Source organism: Tumebacillus amylolyticus (assembly GCF_016722965.1).
Classification (GTDB): domain Bacteria; phylum Bacillota; class Bacilli; order Tumebacillales; family Tumebacillaceae; genus Tumebacillus; species Tumebacillus amylolyticus.
In genome coordinates this window covers 279,936-299,382 of record NZ_JAEQNB010000004.1, presented here as the reverse complement: position 1 = coordinate 299,382, position 19,447 = coordinate 279,936, and the positions used below count along the sequence as shown (strand labels likewise).

At 56.6% G+C, this 19,447-nt stretch carries 16 protein-coding genes; 4 read left to right on the top strand and 12 right to left on the bottom strand.

The features are described from left to right. Positions 1–37: 37 nt before the first annotated feature. From JJB07_RS14315 to JJB07_RS14295, 5 genes are read right to left on the bottom strand one after another with little or no spacing between them, the layout of a single operon-like run. Complete coding sequence (locus JJB07_RS14315; protein ID WP_201636184.1) at positions 38–523, bottom strand: DUF3189 family protein; 486 nt, start codon at positions 521–523, stop codon at positions 38–40. Between the two features lie 6 nt (positions 524–529). Next, complete coding sequence (locus JJB07_RS14310; protein WP_201636182.1) at positions 530–979, bottom strand: DUF3189 family protein; 450 nt, start codon at positions 977–979, stop codon at positions 530–532. After that, positions 979–1,173, bottom strand: coding sequence for a capping complex subunit for YIEGIA (locus tag JJB07_RS14305; protein WP_201636180.1), 195 nt, complete (start codon positions 1,171–1,173; stop codon positions 979–981). The genes JJB07_RS14310 and JJB07_RS14305 overlap by 1 nt, the downstream gene beginning before the upstream one ends. A 21-nt stretch (positions 1,174–1,194) precedes the next feature. Continuing rightward, positions 1,195–2,091 carry a YIEGIA domain-containing protein gene (locus JJB07_RS14300; RefSeq protein ID WP_201636178.1) on the bottom strand — a complete coding sequence of 299 codons (897 nt, stop codon included), beginning with the start codon at positions 2,089–2,091 and terminating at the stop codon, positions 1,195–1,197. Continuing rightward, positions 2,084–2,734 (bottom strand): hypothetical protein, encoded by a 651-nt coding sequence (locus JJB07_RS14295; protein ID WP_201636176.1) that lies wholly within the window; start codon positions 2,732–2,734, stop codon positions 2,084–2,086. Before JJB07_RS14295 ends, JJB07_RS14300 begins: the two co-directional genes overlap by 8 nt. Before the next feature lie 277 nt (positions 2,735–3,011). Between JJB07_RS14295 and JJB07_RS14290 the strand changes: the two genes are divergently transcribed. The 3 genes from JJB07_RS14290 (at position 3,012) to JJB07_RS14280 (ending at position 6,133) form a co-directional block, all read left to right on the top strand. Then, entirely contained in the window at positions 3,012–4,379 is a 1,368-nt protein-coding gene (locus JJB07_RS14290; RefSeq protein WP_201636174.1) for a coproporphyrinogen-III oxidase family protein, read from the top strand. A 62-nt stretch (positions 4,380–4,441) separates the two neighbouring features. Next, positions 4,442–5,695 carry an MFS transporter gene (locus JJB07_RS14285; RefSeq protein WP_201636172.1) on the top strand — a complete coding sequence of 418 codons (1,254 nt, stop codon included), beginning with the start codon at positions 4,442–4,444 and terminating at the stop codon, positions 5,693–5,695. Between the two features lie 6 nt (positions 5,696–5,701). Then, positions 5,702–6,133, top strand: coding sequence for a DUF4760 domain-containing protein (locus JJB07_RS14280; RefSeq protein WP_201636170.1), 432 nt, complete (start codon positions 5,702–5,704; stop codon positions 6,131–6,133). 535 nt (positions 6,134–6,668) lie between these two features. On the opposite strand, the gene JJB07_RS14275 is transcribed toward JJB07_RS14280, so the two are convergent. Further along, entirely contained in the window at positions 6,669–7,658 is a 990-nt protein-coding gene (locus JJB07_RS14275) for a phosphotransferase enzyme family protein (RefSeq protein WP_201636168.1), read from the bottom strand. Positions 7,659–7,691: 33 nt separating this feature from the next. Here JJB07_RS14275 and JJB07_RS14270 point away from each other — a divergent pair, with 33 nt between their 5' ends. Further along, entirely contained in the window at positions 7,692–8,351 is a 660-nt protein-coding gene (locus JJB07_RS14270) for an HAD family hydrolase (protein ID WP_201636166.1), read from the top strand. A gap of 41 nt (positions 8,352–8,392) precedes the next feature. Here the strand turns inward: JJB07_RS14270 and JJB07_RS14265 are convergent, their stop codons facing one another. The 6 genes from JJB07_RS14265 to JJB07_RS14240 form a co-directional block, all read right to left on the bottom strand. Further along, entirely contained in the window at positions 8,393–9,511 is a 1,119-nt protein-coding gene (locus JJB07_RS14265; protein WP_201636161.1) for an HD-GYP domain-containing protein, read from the bottom strand. 4 nt (positions 9,512–9,515) lie between these two features. After that, entirely contained in the window at positions 9,516–9,857 is a 342-nt protein-coding gene (locus JJB07_RS14260; protein ID WP_201636159.1) for a DUF3307 domain-containing protein, read from the bottom strand. Between the two features lie 8 nt (positions 9,858–9,865). Further along, complete coding sequence (locus JJB07_RS14255; protein ID WP_201636157.1) at positions 9,866–11,542, bottom strand: hypothetical protein; 1,677 nt, start codon at positions 11,540–11,542, stop codon at positions 9,866–9,868. A gap of 7 nt (positions 11,543–11,549) precedes the next feature. Next, positions 11,550–16,886, bottom strand: coding sequence for an AAA family ATPase (locus tag JJB07_RS14250; protein ID WP_201636155.1), 5,337 nt, complete (start codon positions 16,884–16,886; stop codon positions 11,550–11,552). Positions 16,887–16,922: 36 nt separating this feature from the next. Next, entirely contained in the window at positions 16,923–18,566 is a 1,644-nt protein-coding gene (locus JJB07_RS14245) for a hydroxysqualene dehydroxylase (protein ID WP_236588083.1), read from the bottom strand. A gap of 166 nt (positions 18,567–18,732) precedes the next feature. Beyond that, positions 18,733–19,443, bottom strand: a complete 711-nt coding sequence (locus JJB07_RS14240; protein WP_347338354.1) for a DUF1028 domain-containing protein — start codon at positions 19,441–19,443, stop codon at positions 18,733–18,735. Positions 19,444–19,447 lie beyond the last annotated feature (4 nt).

Below are 19,447 nucleotides of genomic sequence, written 5' to 3'. Positions count from 1 at the left end.
AATCAGCTATTCATTATGCAATACATATCGCGTGAAGTCAATTCCGACCCCGCGGACCTTGCATGCGGCGCACCTCTTCGCGCTTGACTTCTTGGACGAAACGCACCAAATCCCCGTAACTGCGCCGGATTCCATAGGCGGAGAGGGGTCTGCCCAATTTCACAAAACCGTAGCGGCGGGAGAGGGCACCGCCGATTTTTGCATAGGAGTTGATGTGCGGCAACGCTTGGTTGAAAAACAGATCGGACGTATCCAAACCCACCTGTTCAAGAAAAGACACCAACGCCTGCTTGGCGACCGCCTGTTCTCCCCCAAGACCCAACGTGTAGACCCCGTTTCCAAATTCATCGTGACCTTTGAAAAAAAGCGTCCCGATCTGCCAAGACTCCACGAAGTCGTAATCGGCAAGTCCCAAGATCTCCTGTTTCGTCGGAACGCGGTCCACCGGCAGGCGGCCGAGATGGATGGCGGCTGAGGTGACGGACGAATGAGCGCTTCCATAGCAGTAGTAGATCACATGCATCGTCCCTCACCCCTCTGGCCAGTCGGTCAACAGCACGTTGAGAAACCGCGCATACTCATGAACTGCCGCACGCGCCAACAACTCTCGCCCTCGCTCCCGCCGACCCGGTGTCATCAGCAAGCGCTCCCCCCGTCGCCAGCGAAAGGGTTTTGGCATGGACACCCGATAGAAAAAAAAGTCGGCCTGCGACTGGTCGTAGAGATGCAAAAAGTGCCGCCATGTGCGGAGCGAGACGATTTCCGCTCGACCCAGCCCGCACCAGTACACACGCTCATTCTGCTGCTCTCCAAGCAAGTTGACGTTGCCCTTGGGCAAGAGAAACGCATGGTCGCGCAGGAAGTTTTGAATGCGTTCCGGAGTCGGCAACAGGTCGTCAGGCAGCAGTTTCAAACGCATCGCAGCCGTGATCAGTGCCGCGTATCCGTTGCCGCCGTCGTAGTACACGCGGTGTTTCATCAGTGCTTCACCAGAATCATGACGCCCGGCTTCACTTCGTGCGCCATCGCGTCGAGGATTTTTTCCAGATACAGCGAGGTTTTTTGTAAGTCGGCGTCATCTTGGCAGTAGAAGATCGGACAAGACCCGCCCACGCTGTCCTTTTTCGTGGTGACGAGGGCGAGGATGCAGTTGGTCAGGGCGGTGGATGACATTAAGGTCAGACCTCCTTTTTCTTACAACTGATGATCCGGTTTGACGCTTCCTTTGAGCTTCAGCGGACGGCGGTAGGCGTTCTCCAGCACGGGAGCGCGGCGGACGATGGCACAGGCTTTTTCCGCGTCGCGGTCCAGAGGGAGCAGAAAGATCGCGAGTTTGCCGGAATCGAGGTCTCGCTTGGAGAGCGGGACGAGCGACGGTTCGCCGCTGTCTCGGTAGACGCCGAGAATCGTGGCGACGTCGTGCAAAATCGCTTGGCGCTGTCCCAAGTTGGAGAAGGTGACGGTGGAGTTGGCGTTTTTCGGCTCGATGACGATGCCGACGCCGTGCTTGAGAATTTTTTGCTGCGTGTCTTTGAGCCCGGTGTTGTAGATGAGGATGTCATCGACGAACAAGTTCGGGCCGTCGAAACGCACCTTGCCTTCCCGGACTTTGCCGATGTAGTCAATCGTGCGCCCCGACATGTACTTGGTCGCGATGACGATGCAGACCGTGCCGACCAGAACACCCCCGTACCAATGCGCAAAGTGCGTCGCGATGCCGGTAAAAAACGCCGTGGCAATCACGAGGTAGTTGCGTCCTTCAAAAGCCATCGCGATGCCTTCGATGTACGTCATCCCGCGCGGCACCAATTCCATCTCGTCGCAGTTTGTCAGCATCTGCCGCTCCATGTTGCGCACGTCGCGAAACTGCTGGGCGGCGAGCGTCAAGAAAGTGACGGCGGTATAGTTTTTGTCAAGCAACGTGGCGACGAGCACCGAACCAAGTCCCGATGCGATGACGCCAAGTGCCAAGTGAATGATCTTGCCATGCGGGTACGTCGGGTATTGGCGGTAGTCGGTTCGCAAAAGCAACACCCGGCAGATGATGCCCATGATGGCCCCGACCAAGATGATTCTCGTAAACTCAGACACGCTCCGGACCCTCCTCTCGTCTGCGGAACCTCTGTTTGATCCAGGTGTAGACGATGCGGACGGTGGTGTTGTAGGGGCCGTGTGTCAACAGAACACCGAGAGCGGCAAACGCCATCCAGTCCTGCATCTCCCGACTCCCAAACAGATACGAATCAACCTCGACACGTGCATGCAGCCACGGGTCGATCTGGGTCCCGAGAGCCAACCCCATAACGGCCATCGAGACGGCGAAAAACGGACGTCGAACCGAAACAACGGAAACCAAGGCTGCACAGACCGGATACAGCGCCGGCCCTTCCAAGGGAAAAAACGCCGGGTCGAGCGGCACCAACGTCATCAGCACGACGGTGACAGAGGCGACGGTGAGACAGCCGATCCACCAAGAAGCGCGTGCTCCCGCGTGGGGACCTGCCCGCATCGCGACGGCTGTCAGCGCAATCGGCAACAGCAGACCCGCCACATCAAAATGCAGATCATGCCGAAGCGTCAACGTAAAACCGTCGGCCAGCACATACAACAACAGCCCGATGGCGGTGACGCGCGGCGTCAGATTGGCGTCGCGCAAGGTCCTGCCTCCCCATCCGCTCAGGACGAGGATGAAGAGCACGAGCGCGATGATATTCGCTTGTACGCCCGGATTCATAGGCAATCCCTCCTCAAGAAAAAACAGACAATACCTGAGTTCAGTTTTGCCGCTTGTTTTGGGTGCTATACCAAATTTTCTCCTGCCCGCAGTCAAATTGAAAACATGTTTATTCGAATTCAGCGTATGTTTAAGGGTAGATAGGATCAAATATTTGATAACAAATCAAAGGAGTGATGTCAGTAAGAAAACCAATTCTTTTAAATTCATAATATTTATAATTGACAAACATAAAAAGAGGATGATACGTTCATCCTGACAAGGGGCGACTTCGCAGATGGCGACCAACAACAACGAATTGTCTTACAAAAAACTCCCGACGATGTGGAACTACCTCTACCCGTTCCAAGGTGACGGTTCCCACATCGACGCCGAGCCGCGTGCTCGTCAATTCCTGTCCAACTCGTCCACCCTCAACGGCAAAAAGTCTCTCTACGTTCACATCCCGTTCTGTGACACGATTTGCACGTTCTGCCCGTTCATCCGCTCGACGAACTACCAAGAAAAACTCCAACCGTACGTCGACGCGCTGGCGAAGGAATTGGCGATGGTCGGCAATCAGGAGTACATCAAAGGCTTCGAACTGAGCGCGATCTACTTCGGCGGCGGCACTCCGTCCGTGCTGACTCCGGCGCAGATCGAACAACTCGGTCGCGTCATCCACGCAAACTTCCGCCTCGCGTCCGACTGCGAATGGTCGTTTGAAGTGGAAGCGAAGTCGGCAACGGAAGACAAACTGGCGGCGATGCATGCTGTCGGCGTCAACCGCATCTCGTTTGGCGTGCAGACCTTCGACCAAGAGTACCGCAAGATCTTCAACTTGACGGCGACCCACGACGAAATTCTGCGCACCCGCGATCTGGGCGAGAAATACTTCAAGGCGCACAACATGGACCTGCTGTACCAACTGCCGGGTCAAACCCTTGAGCGCTTGGAGCAAGACCTGTACACCGCCAAGCAACTGGCGACCACCTCGGTTGATGCGTACCCGCTGGAGTACCTCGTCACGTCGAAAGGCTTCCTCAACATGATCAAAAACGGCAAGATCGAGATGCCGCCGCAAGCGGACGACAAAGTCGCGCTGCAACAATTTGCCGTCAACTACCTGCGTCAAAACGGCTACGACCAAACCTACGTCTACACGTTCACCCGCCAAGACGCTCGCTACAACCGCTTCAAGTTCGGCGAGACGATCTACGGCCGTTACGAGGACGAATACATCGGCTGCGGCCTCTCTGCTTCCTCCTCGCTCTCCGGCATGTCCCACAACAACGAAGTCGAGCTCGACAAGTACATCGCCGCGATCAACGAAGGTCGTCTGCCGATCCGCACCACGTTTGAGTACCATGCCAAGGAGCGCGCGCTGATCTTCTTCCCGAAAGTCATGCGCATCTCCATGGACTACTTGAACACGCTCGGCCTCTCTCCGGACTACTTCGAGAAGCTGAACCGCTTCGAAAAAATGGGCCTCGTCGTGCGCGAAGGCAGCGATCTGGTCATGACCGAAGAAGGCAAGAAATGGTACATGAACATGATGATCGACTTGATCCCGGACGACCAACGCGTCTACTACGACCGCTATGTCGACCGCACCCAAGAAGATCGTCAATGGTTCGAAGAGACCGACCTGATCTCGCTTGGCTAGGCAATTTCAAAAATCCGCGACCGCCAGCGACCCTGGCGGTCCTTTTGAATGGAGGCTCTCGCATGAAGTCCTCACTGTTTGCCAACCGGAACTTCACGTTGCTTTACCTCGGACAACTGGTCTCGCTGTTCGGTGACTGGTTCAAAACGATCGCGCTCATCGGCGTGACCTACGCCCTGTATCCGCATGCAAGCGCCGTCGGCGGTATGTTCATCGCAAGTGTTCTGCCCGTGCTGTTTGGCGGGATCATCATGGGCCCGCTCGTCGACCGTCTGAACAAGAAAAAAATCATGATCTACGTCGACATCGCCCGTTCCCTGCTCTCCGCCGCGGTGATCTACGGCGCTTGGGTTCAGAACATCTGGATCGTCTACATCTTCATCGCCGCGTCTGCGCTGGTTTCGTCCTTGTTCGCACCGGCCCGCGCCACGATGCTGCCGGAATTAGTCGGCAAGGACAAAATCGTGCAAGCGACGAGTTCGTTCGCCCTTTTGAACTCCGTTGCCATGGCGGTGGCCACAGCGCTTGGCGGCTTCGTGGCGGACTGGGTCGGGCCGTATGCCGTGCTCTGGTATGACGCTGCGTCGTACCTGTTCTCGGCCGTGTGCATCTACTTCATTCAATACGCCTGGACGAAACCGTCCGAAGCCAAAGCCCGTGTTCCCTACTTGCAACAAGTCAAAGAAGGGATCGTCTACGTCAAAAACCGCCCCCAACTGGTTGCGGTGTACAACCTGCAATTCTGGCGCGACTTCTGCTTGGGCTACGTGTACATCCTCTTCTCCCTGTACATCTTGAACGAGTTGCAAGCCGGCAACTCCGGCATCGGGATCGGGTATTCGATCACGGCGATTGCGTACATCATCGGCGCGTTCTTCATCAAACGCTACTTCAAAAAGAAACCGTTCGACGACACGGCGTTTTTCAAAATTTACTTCCCGTTCAACATCCTGTACGGCATCGGGCTTGGCGTGACGTTCTCGATTCACAACTGGCCACTGTTCCTCGCGTTCCTGCTCGTGACAAACATCTTCCAATCCGGGGTGAACATCGTCACGGAAACTTCGCTCCTCACCTACTCCGACCCCTCGATTCGCGGCCGTGTCTATGCGTCGTGGCTGTCGATGTCGCGTCTCGCCTACGGAATTGCCCTGCCGCTGTTCTCTGCGGTCGGCGAATGGATTCCGATCTCGCAAGGAGGCAAGTTGTTGACGGTGATCATCGCGCTGTCTACACTGGTATTGATTGGCTATCTGAAGTCCCGCTTGGCACGACTGCAAGCGGAACACCAACCTGACGTTTCGATTGGAGGATGACCTCAAGTGGCTGTTGATCGACCCACTCTTCAAGACGCAGACTTGTTGCTGAAATTGTTCCAAGAGTTTGAAGGGGACGCGATGTATGCGTCCCGCCAATGGTTGCTGCACGAGATGAAAGCAACGACCATCGAAGAGTTTCGGGAGCTCTACCCGGAGAACAGTGCCGAGAACCGGCACTTTTTCCGCGTATATCGATTCTTCGAGATGACCGGCACGCTGTACAAAAACGGGCTCGTGCATCCCGATCTGCTGTTTGACATCTGGTACGTGAACCAGTTCTACCACGCCTGCTACCCGATCATCATGAGCATCCGGTCGCACGGCGACAAGCATGTCGCGGAGAACTTCGAGTTCCTGGCGATGGCCGAACTCGATTGGATTGCCAAAGCGAAAGGTCCGGACATCGTCCCGGACCTTCCGTACCGCCGCAAATAAGCAAAGGCCGAGGGATTTCCCTCGGCCTTTCGTATGTTCGTTATGAAACGGGGACTTCTTAGTTCTCGACGACGATGGAGATCCACTCTGCAACGACGACAACCGGGATCCAAAGCGGTTCAACGGAGATCCATTCTTTCACTGAAGTCACCCCCCAAAAGTCTATTTGCACCCACTGTTTGACCACGGCTTAGGCTTCAACCGGGACAACAGGGAGCCAAAGCGGTTCAACGGAGATCCATTGCGGTTCCACTGCGATCCACTCAACGGCGATCCATTTGTTCATCCTTGCGGCACCCCCTTTCGTTCTTCATGTTTCAATATTTATTTATAGAGGGTGTGCTTTATTACTCTGTATCAAACAAATCCAAAACTTTTTTGGCAATCAAAAAGCCCTGCGACGTTAAACGGCGCAGGGCTGGAAACGGGGGAATCTATGGTCAACCTCCCATTGAAATGGGGAAGTGATGTAACCTGTCGAAAAATGACGACAGTGATGAATATACCAAAAGCTCGTTCCCCCGTCAAGCCTTTTTCACTGACAGCGAGCCCGGATTTGCAAGAGGCGTTCGGTGACTCCCTCTGCGTTGCGTTCCCACCAGTCGGACGGCGGTTGGATGTAGTGGTCCCAGCGCTCGTCGTAGCGCTCAGGCGCTTCATAGCGCGCCTCGAGGGGCCAATGACGGCTGAGTGCATAGTAGCGTCGCAACGGCACGTACAGCGTCAGTTCCGCTTCTGTGAGAGTGGGTGTGTGGCGGGTGAAGCCTTCGAAAAACTTGTACGCGTGAGGTTCGAGACCGCTCTGGCGGGTGAAAAACATCAGCGAGATCGCCCGCATGACTTCCAGCCCTCTTGGCATGCACCGCATGTTGTCAAAATCGATGACAGCCGCTACCTCGTCTTCGGCGGTGAACAGCAAATTCACTTCATGGTAATCCCCGTGTACCCATTGGCTGGGCAGGTGTTGAGCCACTTGCGAGAGGTCGCTGCGGGATTGCAACGCTTGCAGTTTGTAGCGCAGAATCGAGCAGGCGACTTCGTCCACCGGGCTTCGGTGCCGATGTGCCTCCGCTTTGCGCAAGAGGCTCTCCGTGTCGCGCAGGGCGTCTGGGAGGGATTTGAGCGCGAAGGATTGATCATCCGGCAGTTTTGCCAAGTGCTCTTGCAAGCGCGCCAACGTCGCGCCGCTCTGGTACGCCGGTTTTTCGTGGATGTGACCTCGGATGTGATGCCGACCGGAGACGAAGCGGCTCAACACGACGAAGCCGTCCTCGACAGGCGTGATCCACTCCCCCGCCTCGTTTTTCACGATCTCCGGCACGCGCAGGCCCGACTCCCAAACGTACGATTGCACGTCGCATGTTCGTGCGATATGCTCAGGAGAATAGTGCAGAGTGGAATAATGCTTCAAGACATAGGGACCCTCGTTGGCTTGAACCACGTAATTTCGGTTCACGGCTCCGTGCGGTATCGGGGACAGCGTGGCATCGTGTATGTTGTAGGCGGTGGCGAGTGTGGATTTCATGGGTATCAAACTCCCGACGTGAGGTGATGGTTCATGGTGCAAGCGGTGCTGTTTGACTTGGATGAGACGTTGTTGGATCGCAGTCTGTCGGTTCGGATGTTTTTGCTTCATCAACATGCGCGGTATCTCGATCATTGGGCGCATGTGCCGTTGGAAACGTTCCAAGCCCGTTTTTGGGAGTTGGATTCGTTTGGCTATGTACATAAGTCTATCGTATATAGACAATTGTTGGAAGAGTTTGAGATTGAGGAGTTGTCGGCGGAGGCGTTGATGCGCGAGTTTTACCGGGAGTGCAACGAGCATGCCCAGCCGTTTGCAGGCATGGTGGAAACGCTGGAAGCGTTGCGTGCGCGAGGGCTGAAGCTCGGTATCGTCACCAACGGCCAGACGGAGATGCAGTCGTTGGGACTCTCGGTGCTCGGGCTGAACGAACGCGTGGACGCCGTGCTGATATCCGAAGCGGAGGGTCTGCGCAAGCCGGACCCGGCGCTTTTTGCACGGGCGGCGGAGCGGCTGGGAGTGGCTCCCGAAGCGTGCCTCTATGTGGGAGATCACCCGCGCAACGACATTCACGGAGCGCGGACGGCGGGGATGAAGACGGCGTGGTTCCCGAACAGTGTCGCGTGGATCGAAGAGGTGGAGCGTGCCGATCATGAGATTTGCCATCTCCGCGACATTCTGACGTTCGTATAAAAAAAGCCAGTCCACACGCATGCGTGGGGCTGGCTCTTTTTTTATAACTCGACGCACTCGCCGGTGTCTTGGTACTTCTGTTTGATTTCGAGGAAGGTGTCGAGGTTCTCGAAGAAGATATCCACCAAGTGCGGGTCGAAGTGCTCCCCGCGCTCTTCGCGGAACAGGTCGAGGATGCGGTCGATCTCCCAGGCTTTTTTGTACACGCGTTCGCTGCCGAGAGCGTCGAACACGTCGGCGATGGCGGTGATGCGTCCGTAGAGGTGAATCTCCTCGCCTCGTAAGCCGTTCGGATAGCCGGTGCCGTTCCACTTCTCATGGTGTTGCAGCGCAATCGTCGCCGCCGCTTTCAAGATGCGGCGCTTGGAGTTGCGCAGGAGGTTGTGGCCGATGATGGTGTGTTGCTTCATGTAGTCAAACTCTTCGTCAGTCAGCTTGCCCGGTTTTTTCAAGATCGAGTCCGGGATCGCCACTTTGCCGATGTCGTGCATGGGAGAGGCGGTCTTGATCAACTCGGCCTCTTCTTCGCTCATGCCGTACCCGAGTGCGAGAATCTTCGAATACTCGGCGACGCGCTTGACGTGGTAGCCCGTTTCCTTGGAACGCGTCTCCCCGACTTCCCCCATCACGAAAATGATCTCGCGTTGCGTCTCTTCGATCTCGTTGGCGAGCATCGCCGCTTCCAGCGATTTGCCGGAGTAGTACGCGGCGAGGGTCAGAAATTCGATGTCGCTCGGTTCAAACACGCCCTCGGGCGTGGTTTTGTTGATCGCTTGGAAAGCGCCCATGATCTCGCCTTCACTGTCGCGGATCGGGATGACGAGGATCGACTTGGTGCGATACCCCGTGGATTTGTCCACTTCTTGGTTGAAGCGGGTGTCGCGGTAAGCGTCCTCGATGATGATCGATTGTCCGGTCAAGATCGTGTGCCCGACGAGACCGGACGTGGCCGGGATGCGCATCTCCCCGACTTCGTGCGCGACTTTGGTGCGCAGTTCGTTCGACTCTCGGTCGTAGAGCCAGAGCGTGCAGCGGTCCGCTTGGATCATCTCTCGGCCCATGTCCGCCATAAGAAGGAGGATGTTGTCAAGTTTGCGCTCATTCGCAATTCGTGCAGTGTAGCCGAAGATGAGCTTCAGCATGTCTTCTGGGCGTAACATTCTCTCACCCCGTGAACGGTACGTATTTGGCAATCAGGTACAGGAACAGCAAGTGCAGGACGTTGTCGTAGATGATGTAGACCCACGACTGAGGTTTCCAAATGTTGATGAAATTGACGATGCGCATGACGATCGGCGTGCGGTCCAAGAGATAATGCGACAGGTAGACCAGCACGAAATGCCACAAATCCCACCAGCCGGTGAACAGAAGCACACTCCCTGTCCACAACAGACAGTGAACGTTACAGGCCAACTCGCCCCGCCAGTTCTTCTTCTTTTTGTTCAGCGCCATCCAATCGTTCTGCAGGAGGTAGTCACCCACGAGATGGCCGATCAGCCAATCCATGAAATCACCTACTCATTTTTTAGATACTTCACTTGAATCTCATGCAAGGTCTGGATGGCCGGATCGACGAGTTCGCGCTTCCAATCTTGCATTGAAGCTCCCATACTGAGTCCGGTCGTCTCCAGAATCCGGCGGGCCTCACGGTCCGCCGGCGTCGGCAGCCACCACGTGAAGACCGGGTTGGTGCCGTCTTGGAGCAGGAATTCAAAGTATGTTTTGATCAGCCCGATCGTCGTTTCATCATGGTAGTCCAGCGACCCTTCGGGGGCCGCAGGTGCAGGCGGGCAAGGATACACGTCCGGATATTTGAACGGCCCGTGGTTGAGGAAGATGCCGATCATGCCCACCGGAGGCATTTGGTTGCCAAAACTCAGGAACTGATACGGCAAGTCGCTGGAGAAATGCAGGCGGATGATGACGCCGTTGACGAACAGATTTTCATCATGCTCTTCTTGGTTGTGCAAGCCAAGTTCTCGCGCCAACTGATCCCAGTAGACGATCGAGGTGTTGTGCGACCACCAGAACAGCGTGCTCATCTCTTTTACGTGCGTGTGCAGTTCGGACTCTTCCTCCAGCGCATCGTCGAGCTTCGGCAAAATGTGCGTTGACTTCAAGACACCGTGTTTCTCCCGCCACGATTTGCCGTGACACAAGTAGTCCATCAACCGCTGGATTCGGAAATGCGGGGCGGATTCTCCGTTGTCCACGCACTGGCGGGCGAGCAAGATGTCGTGGAGGAACCCTGCGTTGACGTACTCCCAATAGTTGGTCACGCCCTGTTGGAACCGCGTGTCGCACAACCGCCCGCTTTCGTACTCCCATTGGGCAAACATTTCGACATCCATCCCGAAGTAGAGGTCGCGTTTCTTGATCGCCCACGGGTCGTACCATTTGCCTGTGCTCTCCACCCCGTCGATGATCGACGAGAGATACGGGCTTGCCAACTGGTACCATTGGCGGATCAACGCCGGACGTTCGGATGGCAAGATGTTGATAACCTGTCCCGGCGGCGGCGCGTCTGACGTTTCTTGGTGGTCATAGTAGATCGTGACGAACTGGCGCTTCACGACGGCGTCTCCCGCGAGTTCAAGTTCCTTCCAGAGACCGCCCGGCCCGGCTTCGGTTGCGCCGAGGATCACGACGGGCAGTTCGGCAGAACCCAGCAGATTCAGCGTGCCGCCGCTGTGAACACGGATGACATTGGCGCTTCGAACGTTCAAGATCGTGCCCGCTTCGACGTCGAGCACCGCGCCGGGGGCGATAACGAGGTCACCGCCTCCGATGCGATACGGACCTTCGAAGGCGTAGAGCGTGTGGTTGTCGGTCAAGATGCCGTTCAACGACTTGTAGCGGTCGACGTGGAGCGCAAACTCGTGGTTCGGGTCGCTCCCCTGCTGGGAATACACGCGGATAAAAATGTCGGCGTCGATACTTCCTTCATAACTTGCAAAACGCACGCTGTCGTTCAACGGTGCCGATCCGAGGACCAAGCTCCCGTCCCCGTCATACACTTCCAGATCGTACAGGACACCGCGAGGCATCTCGCTGAGTTCAATCTCCACCGCTTCACCCGCGCGGAGGTAGAATTTGTACCAGTAGGATTCGCTCTCTGTCGCCAATGCGGCGCGGAACTTTGTCCCGCTGGTCAAGTGAATCGCTTGCTCCCTTACCCTTGTCTCGATCACCCTGCACTCACCCCTGAGTTGTTTCCATTTCGATATCTGTCTGGTTTTTCAGCCGCTCGCAGCGTTGGATATAGGCGGCGGCCGTTTTGTCGTAGAGATTTTGGCTCAGGCACTTCGCAAACAACGTCTGGGCCGCTTCGTACTCTTCGCGCTGAAACTTTTCATAAGCGTTGTCAAAAAGGACCTTGGTCGCCACTTTGCCCGCCCGAATCTCCGGCGGATCGGCGTCAAAAACCTCGTACACGGAGACCGGCTCTGTCTTGCCTTTGACTTTCACGCGGTCGAGGATGCGGATGCAATAGCGGTTCGGATCGACCAATCGCACATAGGTATGCTCGCTGATCAACAGCGGCACGCCGTAGACTTTGGTCAAGTCCTCCATCCGCGACGCGAGGTTGACGGCGTCGGAGATGACGGTGGAGTCCATGCGATGGTTTCCGCCGAGCGTCCCGAGCATCATCCGACCCGAATTGAGGCCGATCCCGATCTCGATCGGGGCAAGGCCTTTTTTGCCGCGATCAAGGTTGTAGGCTTGCAGTTGATGCAGCATCTCGACGCCCGCTCGGACGGCGTCGTCGGCGCCCTTGTCGAACAGCGCCATGATCGAGTCGCCGATGAACTTGTCGATGAAACCGCGGTTCTCGATGATCGGCGCTTCCATGTGGCGCAGGTATTCGTTGAGAAATTCGAAGTTCTCCTCCGGCGTCATCTTCTCCGACATCGTCGTGAAGGAGCGGATGTCGGCAAACATGATCGACATGTTGGTCTGAACGTGGTCGCCCAGTTGCACGTCGAGGATCGAGGTCTTCTCCAAGAAGCGCAAGAACTGGTGCGGTACGAATTTGCCGTATGCGAGGTTGAGTTGCACTTGGTGGTGGTAGAGCTCGGCGTTTTGCAGAGAGACGGCAATCTGCGAGGAGAGCAGTTCCATCAGCGCGAGACGGCCTTCGGTGAAGGCATGCGTCGTCAAGTTGTTCTCCAAGTAGAGCAGGCCGACCCGCTTGCCTTGGTTGAGGATTGGCATGCAGAAAATCGACGCGGGACGGTGTTGCTCGATGTAAGGGTCCTTGGCGAACATCTCTTCTCGAGTGGCGTCGTGCAGGACGACAGGTTCTTGCATCCGGCGCACGTATTGAATGACCGTGGCTGCGAGGTCCGGACATTCATGGAAGGGACGCGCCTGCAAGACGGTGACGTCCTCGCGGCCCGGCTCCTTCATCGCTTCCAACAACAGCTCCCCGTCGCGCTCGATCAACAGGCAGGCTTTTTGGGCTCCGGCGTTTTCGGCGAGAATCTGCATCATGTTCTCCAAGAGGTTGCTCAGGACGATCTCGCCCGAGATGGCGCGAGACGCTTTTAACACCGTTTGGAGGTCGATTTGGTGGGTGCTGTGCTCGCCTGTGGTGGAAGCGGAGCCCGCGGCGGACGCGATTTCCAAGCGGCTCTCCGTCTCGTGCTTGGAGATCGTCAGCCACTCGGGGTAGGTGCGGTCGAGGAGTCGTACTTTTTCGAGGGCTCCCCACTTTTGGTAGGTGTAGCGGGCTTCGAGCAGGTAGGTTTTGGCGATCCGTTCCTTGCCCAGACCCAAGTAGAACTTCGCCGCCAGTTCGTTGGCGAGGGCGGCAATCGGCAGAAAGCCTTGCTTGCCGGCGTGACGAATCGCTTCTTCGTAGGCGTCCATCGCGTGAGGCAAGTTGCCTTCCAGGCGGGCGATTTCCGCTTCTACGAGCTTGGCTTTGCAATGGTTGTTGTCCGGTGCGAACTTCGCCCACTTGCGAAGCTTTTTCAGATGACGGGTCAACAGATGTCGGTAGTGACTGCGCTTGGAGGGCGTCGCTTTTGAAAAAAGTTCCGTCAGCGTCAGCGAGTAGAACAGCGAATGATCCGGCAGTTGAACTTGTCCAAGCGAGCCGCTGATAACGCTCTCGAACGCTTTGGCCGCGTCGACGGCGTCTTGGTATTCACCGAGCAAGTAGGAAGCGCGCAACTGGTAGTGCGTCGTGAAACCCATTTGGAACAGGTCGCCTTTGTCCCGGCAGTACCGAACATGGTCGTGGTAGTCGAACGCAACGCCCTCCTCCCCCTTCATACGGGCGAGAAACGCGCGGATGACACGGAAGTTGTTGGCGGTCATCTCGACTTTGGTGCGCAAGATCGTGTCGGAGTACTTGTTGATCTCCTGCGTCATCTCGTCAAACGGGGTGCCCATGATCATGAGGAAGTGGATCAAGCTCGTGCAGTTGTAGACGGCATAGACACGGTCGCCTGACTCGATGGAGCATTGATAGCCGTCGCGCAGAGAATCGACTCCTTCGCGCAGTGGTCGTGTCCAGTGCGAGATGAACGTGGCAAACCCGAAGTACGCCTGCCCTTTTAACAGGTCGTACTCGATCCGTTCGTGAATTTGGACCGCCAAGCGACCGAACTCGTAGCCTTTTTCATAATCTCCGAACAGCGAACCGATCATCATCCCGTAGCCTCCATAGGAGAGGCCGGAGCCGATGGAGTTGCCGTGCCGGAGCGTGAACGCCAAGTTGGTCACGTTCAGGAACGCGAAGTACTCTTGGTCGACGAAGTACGCCGCGTTGATGTAGTTGATCAGCAAGCGCATGATCTGGTTTTGGAACGGGTTGCTCGCGACAGGCATGTTCATCAGGTCTTCCGTCGTTCGTCCGCGCAAGAGCCACTTCGACTTCAACAGCCCTCGCAAGATGCGCAGGCGGCTCGCCCGTTGCGGCAATTTCATGCCGAGCAATTGCAAGCCGTCGGAGCAGAGTCGGGTGACGTCTTCGTACTTCTCTTGGTTGATGTAGAGCATGGCTTTGATGTTGTAGACGTTGGCTTTCTCCAACTTCGTCCGCACGTTGGCGAGGATGTAGTCGAACAAGCTCTCCGCCGTTTCGAAGTTTCCGCAGAGGTATTCCACTTCGGAGAGCTCGACGTGGAGCTCCCCCGACAGTTCATAGGAGGTCTTCCACGGTTCGGTTGGAAGCAAGCCGACACCGTTTCGGAGATATTTCAAAGCGGGTTCATACGCAGTCGAAGCTTTGGCGCGGCGTCCTGCCAGCAGGTTCAGACGCATCAGCATCACGAGCTCCTCTTGCGTTTGAATCAGCGCAGAGCCGACATTGAGGTGGTTGACCATCTCGAACAGGCTCTCTTCCCACTCCTCCGCATGATGTTGGCGGAGCAGAATCTGCCCGATGCGCAGATGCACTTCCGGCAACGCGGCCTCCGAGATCAGCGAATACGCAACTTGCTGAACGCGGTCGTGCAAGAACTTAAACGAAACGCGAGTCTCGCCCGTCAACGCTTCAAACGCATCGTCCTGCCACATGCTGAACAGCAGTTTATACGCCGTCCCAACGGGCACCACGAACCCTTCTTGCAGAGCGTCCCAGAGACGGTGCGCCGTTTCCTTCGTCTGCCAGCCCACCACTTCAAGCAGCGTGTGCAAGTCGAATGTACTGCCGATGCAGGCCGCTACGCTCAGCAAGTTCTGTGTCGGCTCCGGCAGTTGGCGAATCTTCGCCCCCATGAACTCGACCACGTTGTCTGTGATGTCCATCTCGCGGATGTCGTCGAGGTTCCACGTCCAGGCACCCGCCTCGGGATCGAACTGCACTTTTTTTTGTGCATAGAGGCTTTGCAAAAACTGCTTGACAAAAAACGGATTCCCGTTCGTCTTCCGGTACACGAGTTCCGCAAGCGCTGCTCCCTCCTCGACCGCACATTGGAACGTGTCGGCAACCAGATGTTGAACGTTTTCCTCATCGAGTTGGGAGAGTCGAACCATCGACACGGTATGGCGCTGGTGGCGGCGCAATTCATCGACCATGACCATCAGCCGGTCAGCAGCCATTACTTCGTTGTCGCGGTACGCCCCGATCAACAGCAGATGCGACGTGCCCGGGTCTTCCAAGAACAGTTCAAACAACGCAAGCGTCGCCGAATCCGCCCACTGCAAATCGTCCAGAAAAAGCACCAAGGGGTGCTCTCGTCCTGTAAACACCTTGATAAACTGCTGCATCGTGTACTGGAAACGGTTCTGCGTCTCCGTCGGAGGCAAAAGCGGCGCGGGCGGTTGTTTGCCGATGATCAACTCCAACTCGGGGATGACCTCGACCATGACCGACCCGTTCGACCCAAGCGCCGCCAAGATGAAGTCCCGCCACTGGCGCACGCTTCCTTCGCTCTCCGTCAGCAGTTGGTGAATCAGTTGGCGGAGGGCTTGAATCAAGGCATGGTACGGGATGTGCCGCTTGAACTGGTCAAACTTGCCCGTCAGGAAAAAGCCCTTCTCCCGCGCCACCTGCCGATGAATTTCATGGACAAAAAACGACTTGCCGATCCCCGACGGCCCTGTGACGAGCAGCAGTTCTCGCGTGCCTTGGGTGACACGGTTGAACACCGTCGAGAGCGATTGCAACGCATCTCCCCGTCCGTAGAGCTTCTCCGGAATCTGAAAGATCTCCGATTTGTCCCGCAGTCCGATGGGAAACTCCTCGATGACGCCCGTCTCCACACATTGCCGCAAACACTCTTCGAAATCGCGCTTGAGCCCGTAGGCACTTTGGTAGCGGTCTTCGGCGTTCTTGGCCAGACAACGCATCACGATGTCGGACAGAGCTTTCGGAACCGAAGGGTCCACCGCATGCGGAGGTGTCGCCGTCTTGGCGATGTGACAATGAACGATCTCCAACGGATCGGTGGCGCTAAACGGCAATCGCCCCGTCAGCAATTCGTAGAACGTGACGCCCAACGAATAGATGTCCGTGCGGTAGTCGATCATCCGATTCATGCGACCCGTCTGCTCCGGAGACATATACAAAAGCGTGCCTTCCAGTTGATCGGGGTTGATCAACTCTTGGCGCTCCGTGGACAGTCGGGACGCAATCCCAAAGTCGGTGATCTGCACGATTCCTGTGTTCAAGTTGGCGATCACGTTGTGAGGTTTGAGGTCTTTGTGGATGATCCGATGTTGATGCAGTCGTCCGAGCGCTTCGGTGACCCGAATTCCCACCTGCAAAAAAGTCGCGTGGTCGAAGCGCTGGTACGCGAGATGCTGCTGCAACGAATCGCCGCCCACGTCTTCGAGCACGAGAGCGTACCCGTTGCGATACGGTTCCAGACCGATCGGGCGGACGATCCCCACGCTCTCGATCTCGCGGGCGATGTCATACTCCCGCTTGAGTCGGACGATTTCGTCCTTCGGAGGGTATTCTGCCTTCAACGCCTTGAGGATGACGCGCTTCTGCGTCGGGGTGTGCAACGCCCGGTAGACCACCGTGTGCAACCCCTCCGACAGTTGTTCTAACACTTCATAATTGCCTATCGAAAACAAAGATGCCTCACCTCGCTGTCTAGGAGCCGACCTCCCTTAGAAAAACTTCCCGTCCCACGGCAGCCCTTCGTTGAAGCGGTTGCGGTCATGATGACGGAAGATCGCAAACAGTTCCGGTTCGTACAAGTCGAAGATTTCACACGGCAAGGCATCCGACCCCGAACGGTTCAGAATCGAATTCACCGCGCGGCGCGCCGCTTCGTTTGCGCCTTCCATCGTCGCGAGGTCGGTGTTCGTGCGCACGAAGTCGGACGCGAGGAAGAAGTTTGGAATCTGCGTGTAGGAATCCGGACGCAGCGCCCATGTGCCCGCTTTGTTGACCAAGAGCGGTTCGAGGTTGGTCTCGACTTGCCCCGACGGGTTCTCAAACTGGATGTCCGGGTCGAGGAACCAGTCGTAGATCATCTCGTCGCGCAACCAGTCGCCGTTTTGGTTCATCGAAGTCTTCATCTGCGCCCAGACCTCGTTCTTGATCTCTTCGGCGGTGCATTCCATCGCCGTTTTTCCATAGAGCACGCCCGGAGTATCCCAATCGGACACGTCCACGGAGAGAATGCCCTTGACGTTGCCGTCTCCGAATTGGCTCATCGGGAAGTCCGGCCAGAACTGCGCCTGCGAGACGGCCGTCAGCGCCCACGGAGCATCCATGAACAGCAGATGGCCGTGTACGACGGGGATGTCTTCGGTCAGGAAATATTGGATGCCGTTCATCCAAGCGACGGAAGAGGCGAGTTGCTTGATGTAGTACAGAGTCGGATCGGCAAGCAGCATCTCGTCGGTCAGTTTCTGCGCGATGATCTCGACCGGCATGGCGGAGATGAAGTAATCGCCGCGCGCGACGAACTCCGCACCGTTCATGGAGATGGTCGCACCGGTGATCTCGCCGTTCTCGCAGTGAATCTCTTTGACTTCGGCGTTCATGTTGTACTCCACGCCGCCTTCGCGCAAGTAGCGAAGCCACGGGTCGATCCAAACGTCATTGGTCGGCCCGTTCAACAGACGGTCGTCGCCGACGCCCGGCGTCATGAGATCGACGCAGAGTTGCGAGAACACATTGCCGATCGTCTTGGCGCTGGCTTCACGAGACTTCGCCGCGACGAGGACACGGGTCGCCGCCGTCATGAAGTGTTGGAACGCTTCCGACTGTTGGTTGGCGTTGACAAATTCCCACCAGGGGATTTTTTCGTACTCGTCCGTTTTGCGTTCGTCGCAGGAGGTGAGCATCTGCCATGTTTTGTGTACGAGGTTGTCGATATCGGACAGCGTCAATCCCATGTTGTTGTCGAACAGCGAGCGCAGCATCACTTTCATGTCGGTGAGATTGCGCGGGAAGTTGTCGAGCGAGACCACCATCGGGAGGTGGTCCCTGAGCGTGGCAGTGCGGGTTGCGAAAACGAGGTTGTCAAATACACCCTTGGCGTTCTGCCCAAACGGGATGCGTTTCATCGTGTCCGGCACATGTCGATAGAAGCCCGGGAAGAAACGAAACCCGTGCTCCCCCGGCAGATCGGGGCGGTGCTCCGTGCCTGTCCCTTTTTTCGGAATGGAACGCGCTTTGCCGCCCGCGATGTTCTTGTACTCGTATACCACGACTTGGAACCCGCGCTCCATCAGCTCGTGAGCCGCCGTCATCCCGGCGACCCCGCCGCCTAAAATTACAACCTTTTTCTGCATGTACATCTGCACCCTTTCCCCTTGGAACACATTCTGTCTGAATCTATGACTTACACTATAACTCACAATCTACCTTGTCCCTTACGATTTCGTTAGGACGCGTACAATCGCTGTTTTGTAAGAATTAAATTCCGCATCGTAACTTATAATACCACAAAAAAAAGCTGACAGGTCACTTCGACCTGTCAGCTTTTTTCTCATCCGTTTTGGCCATCCCTTCCGGAATCGTGCCCGTGCGGACGCCTTCCACCCACTCGTGGTAGACGGAGAGGATGCCGTTTTTGTGAATGTCGTAGAGACGTTGCAGTTCCTTGAGCGGTTCTGCGTTGTCGTCCACGCGAATGTCCACGTAGGGAAACTCATCCGTATCCACGACCAGCAAGGCTGCCGATTGCTTGCCCCGTTTGTCGCCGCCCGCTTTCTGTCCGGCATCCAACGCTTGGATCAAGCGAACTTCAAAAGGGGCCGTCGACGCGGAGAATGTCGCCGCCACCGCTTGCACGACCTCGATGCCCGTCAGCAAGTTGCCTTGCACGGTGAAGTGGTCGCCGACGATATGCCCCGCCCATGCGTTGTTCTCTTCGCCCGTGTAGGCAACCGCGCGCCCGTACTTGTCCACGATGCCCAGTTGACGGTACTGACGGCCCGGATCGTCCGCGAGTAATTGTTGCAGCGTCTCTTCTGCCGACAAGCCGTGCTCCAACAACCGCAAGCCTTTTGGCCCGAGTGTCGGATTCACCCGTGCTTGTGTGGCAACCGCACCGACGCCCGCTTTGGCAAACGGGCAAAGCGAACCGACTGCAAACGCCTTCGTCGTCACCGCCACCCCGAACCGACCTGACATCGGGTCGCGGGCGACGATGGAGAATGTGTTGAGATCCACCGAG